This is a genomic window from SAR324 cluster bacterium (genome assembly GCA_029245725.1).
GTDB lineage: Bacteria > SAR324 > SAR324 > SAR324 > NAC60-12 > JCVI-SCAAA005.
Genome location: JAQWOT010000201.1, coordinates 34,672 through 53,912, shown reverse-complemented (window position 1 = coordinate 53,912; position 19,241 = coordinate 34,672). Strand labels below are relative to the sequence as shown.

Annotated in this window: 17 protein-coding genes; 14 read left to right on the top strand and 3 right to left on the bottom strand. The window is 46.7% G+C overall.

The window, feature by feature from the left end; all coding sequences use genetic code 11:
- Positions 1–33 precede the first annotated feature (33 nt).
- Complete coding sequence (locus P8O70_10810; protein ID MDG2197364.1) at positions 34–747, bottom strand: hypothetical protein; 714 nt, start codon at positions 745–747, stop codon at positions 34–36.
- A 328-nt stretch (positions 748–1,075) separates the two neighbouring features.
- On the opposite strand from P8O70_10810, the gene mpl reads away from it, so the two are divergent.
- The 12 genes from mpl to P8O70_10750 all read left to right on the top strand — a co-directional run bounded on the left by mpl (position 1,076) and on the right by P8O70_10750 (position 11,577).
- Positions 1,076–2,503, top strand: coding sequence for a UDP-N-acetylmuramate:L-alanyl-gamma-D-glutamyl-meso-diaminopimelate ligase (mpl, locus tag P8O70_10805; protein ID MDG2197363.1), 1,428 nt, complete (start codon positions 1,076–1,078; stop codon positions 2,501–2,503).
- Positions 2,500–3,306, top strand: a complete 807-nt coding sequence (locus tag P8O70_10800) for an SUMF1/EgtB/PvdO family nonheme iron enzyme (protein MDG2197362.1) — start codon at positions 2,500–2,502, stop codon at positions 3,304–3,306. The genes mpl and P8O70_10800 overlap by 4 nt, the downstream gene beginning before the upstream one ends.
- Positions 3,303–5,222 carry a DUF4105 domain-containing protein gene (locus tag P8O70_10795; protein ID MDG2197361.1) on the top strand — a complete coding sequence of 640 codons (1,920 nt, stop codon included), beginning with the start codon at positions 3,303–3,305 and terminating at the stop codon, positions 5,220–5,222. The genes P8O70_10800 and P8O70_10795 overlap by 4 nt, the downstream gene beginning before the upstream one ends.
- A gap of 3 nt (positions 5,223–5,225) precedes the next feature.
- Positions 5,226–5,630, top strand: a complete 405-nt coding sequence (locus P8O70_10790; protein MDG2197360.1) for a hypothetical protein — start codon at positions 5,226–5,228, stop codon at positions 5,628–5,630.
- Positions 5,631–5,820: 190 nt separating this feature from the next.
- Positions 5,821–6,147 (top strand): hypothetical protein, encoded by a 327-nt coding sequence (locus tag P8O70_10785; protein MDG2197359.1) that lies wholly within the window; start codon positions 5,821–5,823, stop codon positions 6,145–6,147.
- A 434-nt stretch (positions 6,148–6,581) separates the two neighbouring features.
- On the top strand, positions 6,582–7,049 hold the full coding sequence (locus tag P8O70_10780) for a cytochrome c (GenBank protein MDG2197358.1): 468 nt from the start codon (positions 6,582–6,584) through the stop codon (positions 7,047–7,049).
- 45 nt (positions 7,050–7,094) lie between these two features.
- On the top strand, positions 7,095–7,535 hold the full coding sequence (locus P8O70_10775) for a DUF411 domain-containing protein (GenBank protein MDG2197357.1): 441 nt from the start codon (positions 7,095–7,097) through the stop codon (positions 7,533–7,535).
- 102 nt (positions 7,536–7,637) lie between these two features.
- Positions 7,638–9,632 (top strand): heme lyase CcmF/NrfE family subunit, encoded by a 1,995-nt coding sequence (locus P8O70_10770; protein MDG2197356.1) that lies wholly within the window; start codon positions 7,638–7,640, stop codon positions 9,630–9,632.
- A gap of 2 nt (positions 9,633–9,634) precedes the next feature.
- Positions 9,635–10,177, top strand: a complete 543-nt coding sequence (locus tag P8O70_10765; GenBank protein ID MDG2197355.1) for a TlpA disulfide reductase family protein — start codon at positions 9,635–9,637, stop codon at positions 10,175–10,177.
- Between the two features lie 45 nt (positions 10,178–10,222).
- Positions 10,223–10,771 (top strand): tetratricopeptide repeat protein, encoded by a 549-nt coding sequence (locus tag P8O70_10760; protein MDG2197354.1) that lies wholly within the window; start codon positions 10,223–10,225, stop codon positions 10,769–10,771.
- A gap of 24 nt (positions 10,772–10,795) precedes the next feature.
- On the top strand, positions 10,796–11,053 hold the full coding sequence (locus P8O70_10755) for a hypothetical protein (protein MDG2197353.1): 258 nt from the start codon (positions 10,796–10,798) through the stop codon (positions 11,051–11,053).
- Positions 11,050–11,577, top strand: a complete 528-nt coding sequence (locus P8O70_10750; GenBank protein ID MDG2197352.1) for a gamma carbonic anhydrase family protein — start codon at positions 11,050–11,052, stop codon at positions 11,575–11,577. The genes P8O70_10755 and P8O70_10750 overlap by 4 nt, the downstream gene beginning before the upstream one ends.
- Here P8O70_10750 and P8O70_10745 read toward each other — a convergent pair.
- The gene (locus P8O70_10745; GenBank protein MDG2197351.1) at positions 11,574–11,975 is read right to left on the bottom strand and encodes a hypothetical protein; all 402 of its coding nucleotides are present in this window, start codon (positions 11,973–11,975) and stop codon (positions 11,574–11,576) included. The genes P8O70_10750 and P8O70_10745 overlap by 4 nt on opposite strands.
- 155 nt (positions 11,976–12,130) lie before the next feature.
- Here P8O70_10745 and P8O70_10740 point away from each other — a divergent pair, with 155 nt between their 5' ends.
- Together P8O70_10740 and P8O70_10735 are read left to right on the top strand one after the other, a co-directional pair.
- On the top strand, positions 12,131–13,555 hold the full coding sequence (locus tag P8O70_10740; GenBank protein ID MDG2197350.1) for a VWA domain-containing protein: 1,425 nt from the start codon (positions 12,131–12,133) through the stop codon (positions 13,553–13,555).
- Between the two features lie 24 nt (positions 13,556–13,579).
- Entirely contained in the window at positions 13,580–15,913 is a 2,334-nt protein-coding gene (locus P8O70_10735; GenBank protein ID MDG2197349.1) for an AAA family ATPase, read from the top strand.
- Here the strand turns inward: P8O70_10735 and P8O70_10730 are convergent.
- Positions 15,809–19,237, bottom strand: coding sequence for a transglycosylase domain-containing protein (locus tag P8O70_10730; GenBank protein MDG2197348.1), 3,429 nt, complete (start codon positions 19,235–19,237; stop codon positions 15,809–15,811). The genes P8O70_10735 and P8O70_10730 overlap by 105 nt on opposite strands.
- Positions 19,238–19,241 lie beyond the last annotated feature (4 nt).

The following is a 19,241-nucleotide window of genomic DNA, read 5'->3' as shown; positions in this document are numbered from 1 at the left end:
AAAGGCTTTCAGGATCCACTTGGAAGCCTGCTCTCACTTTCCTTTCTCCCTAGTTGAAATTCCGAGTAACTGCAACAATCCATGATCATCCCGCAGTGTTTGGGTGAATTCAAACCGTAGCAGAAAGCTTTTGGGATCCTTCACATGCTGGTGTGTACTAATCACCCTGCCACTCAGAGACGAGTACCAATCCTTTTCAATATCTGGATCTGCATCTGGGAGCTGCTGCAGGCTCAATGAACCATGTGCACCCTTAACCACCGGACGATGATAGCGAAATGTTGCACGTTCCAAGTTGATCTGCTGGAGAGCAACAACCCGTGCTTCCTCACCCAGCCTTGCAACGGCTCGAGGACAACGATCTTCCATCTCACGCCTTGCGGTTTTCCAGAGTTTCTCAAGAGCTTGATCTGGTAAGCCAAGTCGATGGCCGACCTCATAAAAGAAATTTATTTCACTGGGAAGTAGACGACCATCTACAATCATGATGCCGGCCAGTAGCTTTAGTATCTCAAACGCTAGTTCTCCATCCAGCTGAATTGAATGGACTCGAACTTTCCTTTCTAACCTAGCCACCGAAAGTAGTTTCTCTTTGAGTTCCTGGCTCTCAACCAACTCCATTGCCTTCTGCAGGTAGGGAAGTTCTGCATCATCTACTTTACCATCAATCGTGATGATACCAACCATTACTTCTGCCAGCCAGTTTCTCTGCTTTGAGTCCAAATCTTGGACTACGGCAAAATTCATTGCTTCCTCCAAAAACCATCTGATTTTGCACTTCCAGTTCCCCTAAATTTGTTGCAAGGGGTATGGCATGTCAGACGATTACATTCAGTATTTCCGACACGTAGGTGATAATTCATCTTAGCTCTGCCAGTTCATGCTCCTCTCGGAAATTGAAGAAAATATTCGGCATCTTTGAAAGAAAATTGCAACTGACATAAATTGACCAACTTGCTCATCAGCCAACCACACAGTATCTTTCAAAAGTTCTATCACTCCTTTACTTTCATATATTGACCTAGGACCATCCAAGATCAAAACCTCATTTCATTGCCCTGTTTGTAACTCACTCATGATTCACAAGCAAACCTCTCTCAACCATATTCATTTTAGTGGAATTTGTGGCACTGCCATGGGTTCTCTCGCAGTACTACTCCAAAAACGTGGATACCACATCACTGGCTCAGACCAAAATGTATACCCACCGATGAGTGATTTCCTAAGAGAGCATAGTATTCCAGTTCATGAAGGCTTTTCTCTAGCGAATCTGGAACCACAACCAGACTTGGTTGTATTGGGCAATGCGCTCTCGCGTGGCAACCCAGAAGTTGAAGCGGCCTTGGCCCAACGTATTCCTTATATTTCAATGGCAGAATTGCTGAAGGAATTCTTCATTCGTGGTCGAACTTCTTTGGTCGTCACTGGCACACATGGCAAAACCACTACAACTTCACTACTCGCTTGGATCTTTGCCAACGCCGGTATGAATCCAGGATTTCTGATTGGTGGGATTGCTGAAAATTTGAAGACTAGTTGTGCCGATGGCAGTGGAGACTTCTTTATCACCGAAGGAGATGAATACGACACAGCCTTTTTTGACAAACGCTCCAAATTTTTCCACTACCTGCCTGATCAGTTGGTACTAAACAACTTGGAATTTGATCATGCTGATATTTTTGTGTCCCTCGAACAAATACAGCAAAGCTTCCGCTGGCTTCTACGTCTGGTTCCAGGCAATGGACTCGTGGTTGCGAACGGTGACGATGACAACCTCAAACCTGTACTGGAACAAATTTACAGTCCCTTGTTAACATTTGGGCTAGGACCGGACTGTAATGTCCGAATTGAGGATATTCAAATCTGTGAAACAGGTTCTCAGTTTCGGCTGGAAGGCGCTGGTCAGAATTCTCAACAAATCTGGAACTTGCCAATGGCAGGTATTCACAACATTCGGAACGCCACGGCTGTCATTTTACTGGCTCAGCATAACCATCTTAGTACCGAACAAATTCAGCAGGGTTTTTCAAGCTTCCAGGGTGTGAAGCGACGTCAGGAATTGCGGGGAACCATCAATGACATCTGGGTGTACGATGATTTTGCTCATCACCCTACGGCAGTTGCAGAAACTATTCGGGCTCTTCGGCAAAAGCATCCTGGAAAACGCCTTCGTGCGGTCTTTGAACCGAGAAGCAACACTAGTGTCCTGCGGATACACCAAGAACAATTGGTCAGCGCCTTAGCTCAGGCAGACGAAGTTCTCTTGGCCCCACCGCATCGAGCAGAGCGAATCCCTATAAATGAACGATTAGACGCCCAGGCAATAGTGCATGCCCTGAACAGCCAGATTCCAGCCCATGCACTGGAAATCTCAGCTATCTTAGAACATTTACAGACTACGGCGACTAGTGGTGATGTAATCCTCATCATGAGTAACGGAAAGTTTGATAATCTGCATGAGCGCTTGTTGAAAGTCCTGAACTCTGAGACAGGTTTAGCATGAAGCCCTTGAACTGGCTGATCTTGTTCGTGGTTGGCCTACTGCCAATTGCTGGGCTGGTTTGGACCTTCCAAACCGATCCTCACTTGGCTGTTCCTGAAGACTCCAAAAATTCTTGGATTGACCCACTGACAGCCATCATCTTTGTTTATGTCAATCCAAGTTGTGAAGCTGGTCAGGATCCCTGTCCTCCTCCTCTCTGGATGGGAAGACATGAAATCACCAACCAACAATTCCAGAGGTTCCGGCAGTCGCATTCGAGTCGGAATTACCGGAATCAGCCATTAGACACTCCATTGCAGCCAGTCGCTTATGTCAGTTGGGAAGAAGCTCATGCATTTGGTGAGTGGTTAACCCAGCAACACAGTGGTCGATATCGCTTTCGCTTACCGACATCAAAAGAATGGCAACAAGTTTGTAAAACCAGAGAAACTCAACCCTGGAAAACTGCTGAGCAAGCTTGCCAATGGGCTTCAGTAAGTGATGAAGTCGCAGCTACAAGTTTTGGTTGGAGCCACCCCACTCATCCTTGCAACGACAATTTCACAGTCAGTGCTCCAGTCGGTTCCTTTCCTGTCAATACCCATAACCTTTCTGACGTACTGGGTAACCTTGCGGAATGGACTAGTGAAAAAGCCAAACTTCCCAATTCGGCAGTGCAAGGATATATCACCCGTGGAGGTAGCTGGTTCAGCCCTCCAGATCAGATTTCCTGTAAATTTCAGGAAGCTTTTTCTGCGCTCACTTCAGATCCTCGCATTGGCTTTCGGCTAGTTGCTGAAGGACTTCCAACCCCAGAGCAATGAAAGGGAATCATCTACTGTTCTGGTGGTTATTCTACCCACTGCTACTCATCAGGCTAGGGGCGCCACTAGCAGCAGAAACAATCGCACCGCAAACTCTACTTCAGTCCGCTACAACCAAAAAAATTGCTCAACACTCCTACTGGTTGCGACTGCTTCACTATCGTTCCACTATCCCATCCAGCAAAAGTGAGATCGTCAGTCAGGATTTTTTTCTAGATCACAACGGTGCACAGAACCCTCAAGCTGAATTGAACGCCACATTGCGAGCGTTTTATGAACCAGTTGGTGAGAATCCTGATCAACATGCGCAGTGCCGTTTTATTGCGCGTTTTCACTGGTTACAGCAACAACTCGAGTTTTCCCCAGCACCCCAACTCGTCGAATGTCCACACTTTCAACGCTGGGCCGGACTATCCAAACTTGATTCGCTAAGCGTAGTCTTTGTTTCGGCTTATTTGGACAATCCAGCCTCCTTTTTTGGCCATCTATTGGTCAAAATCAATTTGAAGGAGGGACTCTTTGCGCATCCTCTGCTCAGCCCAACACTTAACTTTGGTGCTAGTCCTGATCCAGCTGATAACGCTTTAGTTTATGCAGTGAAGGGAATTTTTGGTGGCTATAGCGGCCGCTTCTCTGACGAAAGGTTCTACAACTTTCAGCATATTTATGGAGAAAATGAATTACGAGACCTGTGGGAATACCCTCTGAAGCTAACAGAAGCTCAAGAGCGCCGTGTACTTTTCCACTCTTGGGAGCTGCTGCAGGATATTCACTTTGAATACTATTTCTTCTTGGAGAACTGCGCTTATCGTATGGCAGAGCTGGTTGCCATGGCTTGGGAAGAAGAGATTAATCTTTATTCTACATCTGAGTTCTGGGCCATTCCCGTCGATGTTTTCTTTCGATTACAACGTCTGCAAACTTCTGACGGGCAGTCGGTCCTTGGTGAACCAATCCTTGTCCCTTCCCGACAACGTAGACTGCAGTGGAAAACCCTAGATCTGAGCGAATTGCAGCAAGATTGGGTGATCCGAATCCAAAGCCAACCGGAACAACTGAATAAATTAGAACAATCTGGACTATCTCCAGAAGCCCAAGCTCAGGTGCTTGATGCGCTCACAGACTTGCTACAGTACCAGAAAGCACGAGAAGAGATACTCTCAGAATCTCATCAGAATCTGCGTCAAAAAGTTCTACTGAAACGTAGCAAACTACCGATACTCGTTAAGAAACCACAACCATCCACACCCGACCCTTTGAAGGGGCACCCTCCTTTGAGAACTCAGTTCGGTGGGTTTCAAAGAAACGACACAGAGCAAGGGATAGAAGTGGGAATTCGTGCGGCCTATCATGATCTGTTGGATCCAGTTCCTGGGCATCTCCCCTTTGCAGAATTACAAGCTCTGGATTTGAAAGTCCGTTTCGACAAAAAACGCTGGTGGATTCATCAACTGACATTTTTTGAGATTCAAAATCTTTCTATTTCCCCAACACGATTAGACACAGTTTCAGGGGTTTCTTGGCGAACAAGCGGTGAGTGGCAAGAAGAGGCTCTTGATGAATCTCAACATAAAGTCATGCGACTTGTTGGGGGCATCGGACAGAGTATAGCGCTACACCCTGATCTAGTTGGATTTACTTTTGCTGATACAATTCTGCAATCACGCACAGGTTCAATGCCAGAAACCAGCTTTCAATTGCAGCCTGCTGTAGGTGTACTCTGGCAAACTGGTGATCAATGGTCCATGCTAGCTCAATCCAGTTATTGCCAACCCTTGTTGGGGGAAAGTGCAATCGGTCTTAGTACCGAATGGGAGGGTCGTTGGCAGGTAAATTCAAAATGGGGACTTCGTTTTACTTGGCAACAGCAAGGGGCTGTACAAGAAGCCAAAGTGCTAGTTCATCATTTTTGGTAAAGTATGCACGAACTGCTCAGCCCCACTCTGTTGCCCTTGGTGGCACTGCTCATTGGCTTACTGGCTTTTGCTATTTGGAAGCAGGATCAAAAGCGACGGCAGTGGGCTGCTTGGCTCTGCAGTATTATCCTCTTGCTGATCTGGTTGCTGAGCGAAGTATGGATCCAGTCACCATCCGTTGATACCAACTTGGCTGGTCTACTTGCCAAGCATCAATTATATTCGAACTTGGCATGGTATCTGACCCTTTGCAGTACAGTTTTATTGTGGCTTTCTCTGCGGCCGACTGCTCCCGTGATTAGGATTGTTCTAGATACCTTTGTACTGCTCTTCTTAGTTTTTGGCTTTCTCACCATCTGGGGAATGGTTTGGATGGGGCAATTGCTCAGTAATCCCCAAGCTTTTTGATGTCTCCTAGTGGCTTTTCTTGCAGCACAGAAGCCAACCTGTTAATCTTAGGTTTCAAACTTCTACTCTCCTAAGATCATATGAAAGAATGTATTATTACAGTTCTTTTCTAACTATTTTTGGATTACCAACCTCCAGTTTTGCTGATTCGCGACAATTGGTTGAGCTTCCTGAAATGATGTGAGATCATATGCTGGAAAACATGCGGGACTATCTACTGGCTCTGACTGAAATTCAACAACATCTTGCTCTGGAAGAATACGAAAAAGCCTCCACTGTCGCAGAAAACCGACTAGGCATGTCTTCTTTAAGCGGTCACGGTGCATCGCATATGGCTCGTTTCATGCCCACCGCTATGCAGCAAATTGGTACACAGATGCATAAGGCAGCTAGCCGATTTGCGACTATTGTACGAGAAGGAGGTTTGGAAGAAAGTACACCGAAAATCGCAGAAGGCCTAGCAGGTGTCATGCAACAGTGTGTTGCTTGCCACAGTTCGTATCGAGTACATCCATGACCAAAAGATATCGATGGAGGTACTTCCTGTACTGTCTGATTAGCCTTCTTCTTATCTCTTCAACAACCTGGGCAGCAACTTGTCACTCACCAACTCTAACGTCTCAAGATCTGTCAATCTTTTCACCGAATGGTTTCAGTTGCCATTCGCAAGCTGACAGTAGGATTCATGGAATTCAGTGCATTCATAACAATCAAGAAGCCTGTCTTCTTCGTAGGAAAGCAACATTACCTGACCCAAACGCCTTTGCTAGTTTTACCCCTCAGTTCACTATAATCTCAACTAATTGCCCCACAACCAACCCCTGTTTTACAGACTCAATCCAGCCTGTTTTTGAACATATCTTTCTTCAAAATAGTGTCTTCCGAATTTAGGCTATCTCGCTACCCAAATTTTATGTGATTTGACAGAAACTTTTGGTTGTGAGTAGCGATATGATGGAGAATCAGCTTGTTCTGAGGAGAAGACAACTGACTGCCCTTTTGCTAGCACTGATTGTCGGGCTACTTTTGTTTGAACCCTGGTCATTATTCTCCAAGCCAATTTGGGAACAGGCACCCAGCAGTGAAAGCATTACCAAAGGGGAACAAATATTCGCAGCAAATTGTGCGGTATGCCATGGAGAGAAGGCTGTAGGAGAAAACCTTCAACGTCCGCTGGGAGGTATGAAGGATCAAGGAGGTTACCTGGCCCCAGCTCTCAACGGAACTGGTCACGCGTGGCATCATCCTGATGAAATACTGTTTAGAATAATTCAGGAAGGTTCGATTGCGGGAGATTCACCAATGCGGAGCTTTGCTGGAAGACTCAGTGATTCCGAGATTGTTGCTAGCATCCATTACTTCAAATCACTCTGGCCAGAAGAAATTCTGAATCGACACAAAGAAATGGTACAACACTGATCAATTTTGATTTTCATTCCATACTCTCTTACCACGGTAATTTCAATGAAAACACTGATAAGTAAACTTCTAATCATACTATTACTAACGGTGGCTTCTGTTGTTTGGGCCTCCGATATCACAATGTACAAGCACCCACAATGTGGCTGCTGTGAAAAGTGGGCGAATATCCTGCGTGATGAAGGACATCAGGTTACCAGCAAAGGCACCTACAACATTGAGCAACTCAAAAATCAGATGGGATTACCCAGTTCTCTGCGCAGTTGCCACACTGCCATCATTGGAGATTTTATCATTGAAGGACATGTGCCTGAAAAGACACTCGCTCGCTTTCTTGCTGACCCACCAGTTGGTGCCCAAGGGCTAGTTGTACCGGGGATGCCCATCGGTTCACCGGGGATGGAACATTCAACCCGAAAAGACGCATATGATGTGCTTTGGTTTGACCAGCAAGGCAAGGCACAGGTCTTCGAACACATTGACTAAAGCTCTTGTTGCAAAGCAAATCTCAAAAGCATTGCGGGGGCTTTTGCCCCACGCTAATTTACCAAAGATAATTTCATACGCTAAACACCAACGGAGTTAGAGATGTCCGATCTTGGCACGATCGCCTTGATGATTGCTCTTGCTGCTTGTCTCTATGGCACAGTTGTACCCCATCTGGGTGTTAGAACAAACAACTGGAACCTAATTCGTTCTGCACAAAATGCGAGCATCATCAGCTTCTTTCTGATTGCTATCGCCTCTGGAGTGCTGATCCACGCTCTTGTAGTAAGCGACTTCAGCATCTTCTATGTTTGGCGCAACTCCAGCGTTGACATGCCGATGTTCTTCAAAGTGACGGCATTCTGGGGGGGTCTGGAAGGTTCGCTGCTATTTTGGATTTTGGTTCAGAGTTTCTTCGCGATGGTCGTTGCTTTTCGCTACCAGTATAGCAATCGAGAAATCATCCCCTATGTAATCGCCACTCTGAATGGAATCCTCTGTTTTTTGCTCGTTTTGCTCCTCGGTTGGTCCAATCCCCTGGATCTGCAAGCAACCATTCCTGCAGAAGGACGAGGACTGAATCCGTTGCTACAGCATATTGCCATGGTGGTTCATCCGCCTTCGTTGTATCTGGGCTTCATCGGTTTTAGTGTGCCCTTTGCGTTCGCGATTGCCGGGATGATTCGAGGCAAATTAGACAATGAGTGGGTACTGACCACTCGCCGCTGGACTCTGGTCTCTTGGTATTTCCTCTCAATGGGGTTGATCCTCGGTGGGCAATGGGCGTATGAAGAATTAGGGTGGGGTGGTTTCTGGGCTTGGGATCCTGTTGAAAACGCTGCCTTCATGCCTTGGTTGACAGGTACCGCTTTCCTACACTCTGTGATGATCCAGGAAAAGCGTAACATGCTCAAAATCTGGAATGTTGTGTTGATCATTATCACATACGGACTAACCATCATCGGAACATTTCTGACCCGCTCAGGAGTGGTCAACTCAGTTCATTCCTTCACTCAATCTGAAATTGGCCCTGCTTTTCTGGTCTTCCTCGCTGTTGTTCTGGTTGTCAGTTTTGCGCTGCTCTTTCGGCGCATTCAAATGCTGGAATCCGAACACAAGATGGAAGCCGTACTATGCCGTGAAAATGCCTTTCTTGTTCAGAACGTAATCTTTGTAGGCATGGCATTCACCGTTTTGCTGGGAACCACATTCCCACTGCTAGCAGAAGCGATTCGTGGCACAAAGTTGTCTATTCAGGCACCGTTTTTCAACACGATCATGGCACCGATGGGCTATGTTCTATTTTTCTTAATGGGTATTGGGACCGTGCTTGCCTGGAGGAAATCGAGTAAAGAAAGCCTGCGCAGAAACTTTCAGAACCCGATGATTACAGCAACCGTTGGAACCATTATTCTGGCTGTCGTCATTCCATTTCATTTAGAAGCATTTACAATTTTTTGGATTGCTATCTTTGTCACGGTCACCATTCTGATTGAAGTTGGCAAGGCAGCACATGTGAAAGGCAAGCAACTACAAGCTAGCCCCCTAGTAGGGTTGATTCACGTTTTTCAGCGTAACCAGCGTCGCTATGGTGGATTAGTGATTCACTTGGGAGTCGTGCTAATGTTCCTTGGCTTTGCCGGTACATTTTTCAGCGAAGAACGCGACCTAACACTGGAACGCGAAGAAATGGTGCCACTGAACGCTTACTATTTAAAGTTCACTGGTGTTGAACAATTTCAGGTACGCAATGCCACACACCGGGCTGCAATCATTGAAGTCTATGATCAGGACAAACAGTTGCTGGAAGTGATGAAGCCTGCCAAAAGCTTCTATCCAACCCAACCACAACCCCTGACTGAAATTGCACTACGAAGAGAATTCCTGAAAGACCTCTACCTGATATTTTCCAGTGAATCCGGTGCTGACAGCGAATTAGTGACAATCAAGACCTATGTCAATCCACTCGTTGGTTGGGCCTGGATGGCTCTTCCCGTATTCACTCTGGGTATCGGCATCTGTTTGACGTATCGACCTCGCAGTTTGACCTCGCGCCAGGAAGTATTGCGTCAACAGTACCTTGCTGCTGAAGGCTGAGTATGTGGAATTCATGGAAATTCTGGACAGTCTGGGTCGCCTTAGGTGGATTGATTGGTCTGTTCGCTTTTGGTTTCACCACAGACCCCAAGAAAGTTCCTTCTCCCCTAATTGGCCACGAAGCGCCAAATTTTCAACTCGTCAATCTCTGGAACGGGGAATCCGTTGAACTAAGTGCTCTACGCGGTAAGCCCGTAGTCTTGAATTTCTGGGCTTCCTGGTGCGTTGAATGCCAACAAGAAGCTCACATTCTGGAAGCTTTTCACAAGCGTTACGGTGAAACAGTTCCTCCTCAGGTTCACGTCCTTGGCGTAGCCATTCAGGACAAATCCGAACAAGCGCAAGCTTTTGCGCGACAGTTTAATAAAACGTACTTCCTTGGCCTCGATAACACCAACGGTGACATCGCTTTGGAGTATGGTATTTATGGGGTGCCAGAAACGTTTTTTATTGATCCTCAAGGAAAGATTCGTTTCAAGCAAATTGGGGAGGTCAGCGCAGAATTGATGCAGGAACAAGTCGACGAAATGCTTGGTCAAGGGTAGTCGTAATCAGATTAGACAACTTGGTTTTTTGAGACAGGAGGCCTCATGAAGTTCATTATTCCTTTTCTGCTAAGTATCGCTGTTGGCTGGAGTGGTCTGCAGGCTGACCAACGTAATCCAGAATTACCTGATCTTTTTAACCAACTGGAACAGGCGGAAACCTCCTATACGGCAAGTCCGATTGTTCAAAACATTTGGACGATCTGGTTAAAACATCCGAACTCACAGCTTACACAAGCCATGAAAGCAGCTTCCGAGATCATGCAGAACGGTGACTTGGAGCAGGCTGAGTTATTATTTACGCAATTGATCGAAAAAGCTCCTGGCTGGGCAGAGGCCTGGAACAAGCGAGCCACCGTTCGCTACTACAGAGACAACCTGATCGGCTCAATTGCTGACATCAAGGAAACTCTTGTCTTGGAACCTCGCCATTTTGGTGCACTCTCTGGTCTAGGAATGATCCAAATGCGTCTTCAGGATTATTCAGAGGCCTTATCAACCTATGAATCTCTGCAAAAAATCCATCCAAACTCACAGGATGTTGGAAGAATACTTCCAGCACTACGTCAGCGGATTTCTCAACAGTACCTCTAGATCTTCTTCTTCAAACCACCATCTATGAAATTCCAGCAAATCCAGGAACTCTGGGAAATCAATCCAAATCCATTCCTTGGATTGTTCAGTCCACCGGGTCAGAAGGAACATCAATTATTTGCTGCACTCTGTGGAGCAGCAGTAAGAGGAAAAACTGATCTTGTCCAGATTAGTTCGCAAGAACTGGAAAGAGAATCTGGATTGAAGAGTGATGAACTCAGCGCAATGCTTGTACAACTGGAAGAAAAGGGAGTAGCTCGTAGAATCAAGGAATCCAAATGACTCTATCTGCTCTAGGTGAGAATTATCCACAATTACATGACAGCACTTATGTTGCAGAGAGCGCACAGATCATTGGCAATGTTCGGCTAGCGGCCAAGAGTTCTGTTTGGTTTCAAAGTGTGCTGAGGGGAGATTCTGATCAAATCGTGATTGGTGAAGAAACAAACGTACAAGATGCGACCATCTGTCACGTCGATCCAAGCTTCCCTTTAGAGGTTGGTACTCGAGTCACAGTCGGGCATCGCTGCATTTTGCATGGCTGTACGATTGGAGATGACTGCTTGATCGGGATGGGGGCTATTCTGATGAACGGTGTGCGAATCGGAGAGGGAAGTATCGTTGGAGCAGGAAGTTTATTGCTGGAAGGAACCAAAATTCCTCCTTTTTCGCTGGTAGCTGGTTCACCAGCCAAGGTGAAGAAAGCTTATGGGCCCGAGATTCTTGAACAGATTCGTCAGGCAAGTGCCCATTATGTCATCAGAGCGGAACACTACCGCAGCAACTGGCGGAAACTCGAATCCTAGGCGCTTTGCGCAAGAGCGTCATAGTTCATGGGGGAGGCGTTGTAGCGGTGAATTTCCGCAAACACCTGGCGCAGTTCCTGTGGACTCAGGTCTGAAAGAACCTTGTGATTGCTGCCTAGCAGACGGTTCAAAAAGAGCATCTGCTGCTCTTCAGATCGATAACCAAAAATCTTCAGTTGTTGTCGTAAAACATCGAAGACTCGTTGACTAATCTGAGGTTGGCTTTCTTCCTCGACTACTTGAAAACTTTCCTTGGACAGAGAACGCAACTCTTGGCGCAGTTCTACTTCTTCAGAAAGCTTTGAAAATCTTTTGCGCTCTCGGAGGACTTCCACCACAACGATCAATCCTGTGATCATCAGGGAAATCAAACAAAAACCGAGTAGTATGGTCTCCATGAACAAACTCCGTTGGCATGCGGAAGAAAAATTGCTAGGGCATCTAGGGCATTGACGCACACAAGATCCACAAAAGCACAAAGCAGACCAACCCTTCCTGTCTATATTTCTCATCAAAACAACCCAACAAACACTCTTTATAGCGCAAGCAACTCTTGAAGAACAGCACCATTTACACTTCTCCAGCACCACCTCAACTTGATCCCCGACCTCATGCGGACCTACGTGCACAGACACGCCAATTGGCCAGTGAACACCTGCGAAACGTGGAGCTGGCACCGGCAATTCGTCGCAGTCAGGAATTACAAAATTCTCTACTCACTGAGTATGCGGGTGACTCACCAGAAAATATCGAGCTTCTGAAAAAATGTCTTCAAGAAGTCAGCCTCATGGGAATCAATTTTGTGATTCCTAAACGACGTGTGCTCCTCAGCGTTCATGAGATTTTGCGTCTATCAAACCTTGGGTTTCGCTTTGGCAAACTAGACCCAGACTTTGAGATTCACCTACAGCAAGGTCGTCGTATTCCTTTTTTTAAGGGAGAGCCACTTCCTAAGCAAAACTGGGAACAAAAATTTGCCTGCATACTCAAACACAAAATTTGCCTGGAACTTCTACAAGAATATCGCTCTGCTTTGGAAACTATTAATCGGCAACGCCAACAAACCCTTGAAAGCAAGAATAAGAATTCAAGCCTGAACAAGGAACTACGGCAGCAGGCAGAAGAGAACATGTTCCAGTTTAAAGTCCCAACCAAGTTTGATTTACTCGATCCCCCGCTAATTCCAATGGAGGAAAGTCTGTTTGCTCATGATCAACAAGTGATGGAAGCAACCCTGTCCGATGTTGCCAAGAAAGTGCTGGAGATGCAAAATCAGGGAGAGCTTCCTTCTTTATTTCAGGAAACCACACTTCCCGAGATTCAGAGTGTACCGCACCATGTGATGATTCTGTTGGACATGAGTGCTTCGACCTTCGAGAAAGAAATCTTTAAGCTCTCCAATCTGGTTTGTGCGGAGTTATTGAGAACTCTGCCAACCTATTTACCTGACTCTACGTTGAGTATTTTACCCTATAGCGACGGTGCTCAGGGGGTAATGAATAATTTTCAGAATTTCATTGCACCAGGCGGCACAACTGCCTACGATGCCATCTTTTCATTTTCTCAACAGTTGCTTGGGAAAACAGAAGGGCATAGAGTGGTGATTCATCTCTCTGATGGGTTACCAAACAGCTTGGAAGACGCTTGCCAACAGGCTAAACAGTTTCCGACTCTCAATATTCACTATGGACAAATCATTTTCGGCCATACTAAAAGAGTTGGTGACTTAGCAGATTATCTGTTTGTAGATGAAGCTACTACTTCCGGACAAGATCGAGATTCCACCCGTTTTGAAAAATATGTATCTCACTTCACTGATGTTGCCTTGGCGTCACAAGGTGAGCAAATCATACTCTGGGTTATGCAGCATCTTGATGAAGCGGTGATAGCCATGCTGGATCTATTTATCGGGCAATATTTCCTGCAGCAAGCTTCACCTGAGGCTACTCATTCTGAAGACACACCCACGTCCCTCTAGACCTCTTACTATTCGTTACCTGTTATGCGAACACCGGTTGCTACTCTCCCGGACGCAGTGTGTGAAGAGTTGGACTTATTACAACAAGTTCAACAAGGAGCCTTGCGTGATCAAGCTGATGAAGCTGACCCCAATTATTATGATGACATTCTCGAGTTGCGAGATTCTCTAAGTGAAGCGCATCCAGAAGATTTACCTGCACTGACCACCCAAATTGAACAACTGGTTCTGCTTGCTCAACGTCAACAGGAGCGGACACCACGGAATCGAAGTTTTCACTGGCACTCCCCATATTTTGCCCACATGCGCTTACAGGAGCAGGGAAAGACTCGAGATTTACTGCTTGGCAACCAGAACTTCTTCTCAGGCCATCTCTCCTGCTCCATAGTCGATTGGAAAAAGGCTCCGGTTAGTCAAATTTTCTACCGTTACCAGGAAGAGGAAGAGTATATCGAAGAACTGGGAGGGCGTGAAGTTGAAGGACGGCTCTTACTTAGAAGACTAGTCCGTATCGAAGATGGAGTTCTACGCAGTGTCAGTTGTCCACAAGGAACGTGGTTTTTTGAAGACGGTCAGTGGTTTCAGTGGAAACAGACGAGGATTGAGCTGAGTGGTGGAAGTGGCAGTGCTACCCGACCAGTCCATGAAATTGGACCGTACCGACTGGATAAGCACCTACCGCAAATCACAGCCCTGATTGATGAACGGCAGTTTGAAATCATTAGTCAGCCAGAAGCTAGGGTGATTCTTATTCAGGGTGGGGCTGGTTCGGGCAAAACAACAGTAGCTTTACATCGACTCGCCTACCTGATGATGCAAAAGCCAAACTACTTCAACAGCAATAGCATCCTACCGATTGTTTTCAATCGTGCCCTCGCCCAGTACATTAGCAAGCTGCTACCTTCACTTGGAGTTGATGGTGTAGAAGCAAGAGTCTTTCAGGAATGGGTTGCTCAGTTACGTCAACGTTTTTTCCCAGACCTGCCTTCTCGTTATGCTGAGAATACTCCCGTAAGAGTAATCGAGTTCAAGCGAAGCCCTGTCATTCTAGCTTGGTGTGCTAAGGAGCTAGAGCATCGGCTGGAACGGTTTCAGGCTACCCTGATGGAATTGTTTAGTTCATTGATCAAAGGGGATGATGTAATCACTGTGTGGAACAGCTCTGCTAACTCTCCAGTGACCGATCGGTTATCTCGCCTGTTGAAATGGACCCAGGGGCAAGAAACCTTTACACATCTACCACCTATACCCAATTCCTCAATCCAGCAGCGAATAGACCGTCTAGTAGAAGATTGGTTCCCTGATGTCCTCAAGAATCCTCAAGCATTAGCTCTTCAACTCTGGAATGACGCGCTGATTCAACGTAGAACCTTGCAGGAAGCAATCACTGATTTTGCTCCAGGTTCGTTCAGTGAAAGTCAACTCGAAGAAATTTGGAGTTGGAACGTACGTTGTTACCAGCGGCGTCAGGTCATCGTCGGAGAACGAGTCGAAGAAGATGGAGAAACACCGGAAGGTTGGCTAGAAAATCAGAGTCTCAGCGATGAATTGCCAACCCTAGATGAAGAAGATGACACCCTACTGTTGCTGCTTTACCAACTGACTACGGGACCTCTCCGTGGTCGGAAGAATAAATTACTGCAGTATCATCATTTACTAGTAGATGAGGTCCAGGATTTCAGTATTCCAGAGCTTCAGTTATTACTCTCCATGACGCCTCCAGAGCGTAGAAGCGTAACGTTGGCTGGAGATATGGATCAACGTATTTTGGCAGGAAATTGCTACCAGGACTGGGATACCATGTTACAGGCCCTGAGTGTGGAAGTTACTGCAATGGAACCGCTAACGATTGGCTACCGGTCTACCTATGAAATTATGGAGGTTGCAAGGCATGTCATTGGTCACCTAAGCGTAAATACAGTATGGGAAGCCACAAGACATGGTGCACCTGTGGAACGGTTTGGCTTTCAGCATCCAGGAGTACTGATTGCGTTTCTAGTGGATAGTCTCGGCAGTTTACTGAGGAGAGAGCCTTCTGCGAGTGTGGTCGTACTCACTCGAGAGCTACCAGAGGCTAGAAAAATTGCAGAGCAGTTAGAACGAGCCGAGATACCAGGATTACGATTGGTTGCTGATCAGGATTTTTCTTTCAGGGCCGGAGTTGAAGTGACTGATATTTCACAAACCAAGGGACTTGAATTTGACTATGTTCTCTTAGTTGATGCAGATGCTTCCACTTATGGCCCAGATGATCTATCTCGGCACTTGCTCTACGTCGGTATCACTCGTGCTGCTCATCAACTGTGGCTGCTTCATTGCGGTAATCCATCTTCCCTCCTTCCAGACACCCTCCACTGAAGTATGTGATCGCCCTTCCAGCAAGCGAGAAAACAGTGGAATCTCCCGGGGTAATTTGGAGTCGGGTAGTGGTAAGAAGACTTCTGCGTTGCGCTCCGTGACATCTCCCTCCAGCAAGCCATTTTTATCATTTACATTGAGCGGAGGAGATGTCGCATAACTTAGAAGTAGCTTTCCTTCGAGCGACTTGAGATTGGGATGATAGATTCGTAGGCGTTCTTGGTACTCGTGAGTCTGAATCAAGTAGTAGGCGATACGCGACCAAACTGGCAGAGCTCCGCTGGAACCTGTCAGGCGGAACCGATTTGCAGTTGCTTCGGCTTCCCCAGGTCGATCTGAGCCAACATAGACGGCGATTGTGTAACCTCCCTGGGTTTGCATTCCCTGTCGTGTTGGAACTGGCAAATGACCAACAAAGGTCGCATTTGAATAATTGTTGGCAGTTCCTGTTTTCCCTAGAGCAGGGATTTGTACTTTCACCTGTTTTCCATCTTCACGCACATACTCTGTTTGTAGAAAGCGTTTTGCTCTTCGGCCTGTTCCATACTCAACTACCGAACGCATAATTTCTTGCAAAGCCCGATTGACACCAGGATCAAGAATGGTACGAGATTGATGATTCGCTTCGTAAATAGTTCTACCCCCGGTATCCTCAATCCGTCGAATCAATGACCAATGTTTTTTGGGTGATGTGGAATCTCCAAAAACTTGACCTGTGGCCAGTGACTGATAAAGCATTGCCAGATCTTGTAGCGTTACGTCATTCGCACCAAGCGGAAACGAAAGCACCGGCTGAAGTGGGCTCTCGACACCTAGGAGCGTTGCTACTTCCACAATTGTCTGTAGGGAAAGCAGCATCCTGAAGTCATGATTCCAATAAAGACGTGCCGTTGAATAGGGCTTCTGGCGCAATAAATCCTGCTGACGTTGTTGCATCAAGTCTTCAAGTCCCTGAAAAATCGTGGAACGGATCTGTCCGTGCAACCAAATGTTAGCTGGTGAAAAGAAGCGCTCTCGCTGATTCGAAGTCCAGACCTGATTGTACAAGCGGAAGCGATAGGGAGTTATGGGAACCCAGCCTTTTGTAAGATCACGGGGGTTCTCTGCGTAGGCTAATCGTGGAGGTATGGGGGTGTTATAAGGATCTGTCCGCAGTGCACTTTCATGAACATAAAAATTTTGAATCCACTCTCCTGCCACCTGATCATCAGTTTTAAAACTGCCGTTGAGGAAGGTATCTTTTGTTTGTACAAGTTGCTGCCGTAACCGTTCTTGCAACTCCTGAAGGCGCAAAAAGTTATTTTCCAATAACTCTCTTTCGCGGATTACACGCGCAGAACCCGAACGCAAGCGTGAGCGCACCTCAGCACGCCAGTTCCGACCATGATAAAGATTGCGCAGCGCCTGCTCTTCTTCAGGTGGTTCAAAGGCAGTATTGCGTAAGAGTTCCTGCCGAGCTGCTTCCATCAAGTAGGGCTGCATTCGATACTGAGTATCAATAATTCCATAAGTATCTCGCAACCGGACAACGTAATCTGCACGACTTTCGTTCTCTTCTCGTGCAAAGCGAGCGAATTCCATTAGTCGTTCGAACTGCTCTAGGTCCAAGTAATCGAGCAGGTGTTCCAGCAAATAGATACTGGCTAGATTCTCTGAAAGCGCACCAGCCCAGACCATCGAACTTTGATTATCTGGTGGATTATGATCGGGCTTGGGAATGTAGACTTCACCCTGCCATTGATAAACCCGATACTCATTGGACAAGGCCTCCAACGGATTCCAACCCAACTCCATTGCCACCATGTATAGTAACAACTTAAAGGTTGATCCAGGTTGACGATAGGCCTGCATGGCTCGGTTGAATCCACGAGGGTCAAATCCACCTGCAAAAGCCCGAACCTCACCATCTTGCAGAACCATCACGCCCCCGTCAAGGGTTGGTTGCTGTTCAATGCTCGCCTGCCAAACAGACCCTGTATTATCACGTTGATGCAAGGCCACTAGAATTGAACCACCTGTTTTTAGGTTCTCAAGCGCTTGCTGAAAATCTTTTTTTCGAAGTTTGTTGGTTACTTGTGGATTTATTCGACGGACGAACTCTTCCAATAACAAGCCCCAAACTTCTGCCCGATCAGTTCCTACTTGAACCTTTACGCTCGGGTTATCTCCCAGTAACACCTCTTCAATTCGGCCAGTGTAGAAGTTTCCGGATTCAGGTTGTAATGAGGATGGCTCTGGATTCGTGACTGGAGCAACATAGCCATTGCGCTGAAATTCTAAGCGAGAGAGATGTCGCCGCAACTCAAACTGCGCAAGATATTGGAGATTGGGATCAAGTGTCGTCTGAATGCGGAGTTCTCCCTTTTCCACCCCCTCAGCACCATAGTCCTGTAAAATAGAGTGAAATGGCTCTTCGTTCATCTGCTGTCGGACCACCTCAATCTGGTGGTTATCTTGATAACGGAACGACCCCTGTCGAAAAGCTACCAAATCCTGAGACGCCTCCAGGAAACGCTCCTCAGAGATGAGTTCCATTTCCAGCATGTTGCGTAAGACATAGTCTCGACGCTCCGTTGCTCTCTCGACAATACGCTGTATTTCCTCTGGATTCTGGGTTCGGAAGGGATTGTAGTTTGCCGGCCCCTTAACCGAACCAGCAATGAAGGCGATCTCAGAAAGATTCAGGTCTGAGACGTTTTTGTTGAAATAGTAACGGGCCGCTATCGCCAATCCCTGCCCTGTTCCGTGCACGTGGAATAGATTGGTATAGAATTCAAGAATATCTCTTTTACTGTAGCGAGCTTCCAAACGCAGGGCATCCAGTGTCTCCAGGGCCTTGTTTGCCCAACGCCCCTCTCCATGTTCCGGTCGGTGTTCAAACAAAAGTTCTGAAGTCTGCTGGGTGAGAGTGCTACCTCCCTGAATAACACGCCCTGCAAGCAAATTGGCCCAAGACGCTCGGAGGATTCCAATAGGGTCGATGCCGATATGCTGGTAAAAAGATTGATCTTCACTAGCAATGATTGCGTCAAAGAATGCTTCTGGAATCACTGCATCCAGGTCAGAATCAATCCGAGTTGGCTGGTTGGCCTGCAGGTAAAGAAGATGAACTTGATCGTAGAAGGCGCCTAATTTCGTGCGTTGATCACGATAGTAGACGGTTGTTTCGGTAAGCAGACGCTGCTTGATCGCATTACGATCAAGATGAGGAGCAGGAGCTAGGAACACAAGATAGCCCAGTACTGCTGTACCAGTCAGCAGTACTAGATTGATCAGCGTGAAGAGCCCGAAGCAGGCTTTGGCGACATATCGTGGAACTGACAAGATC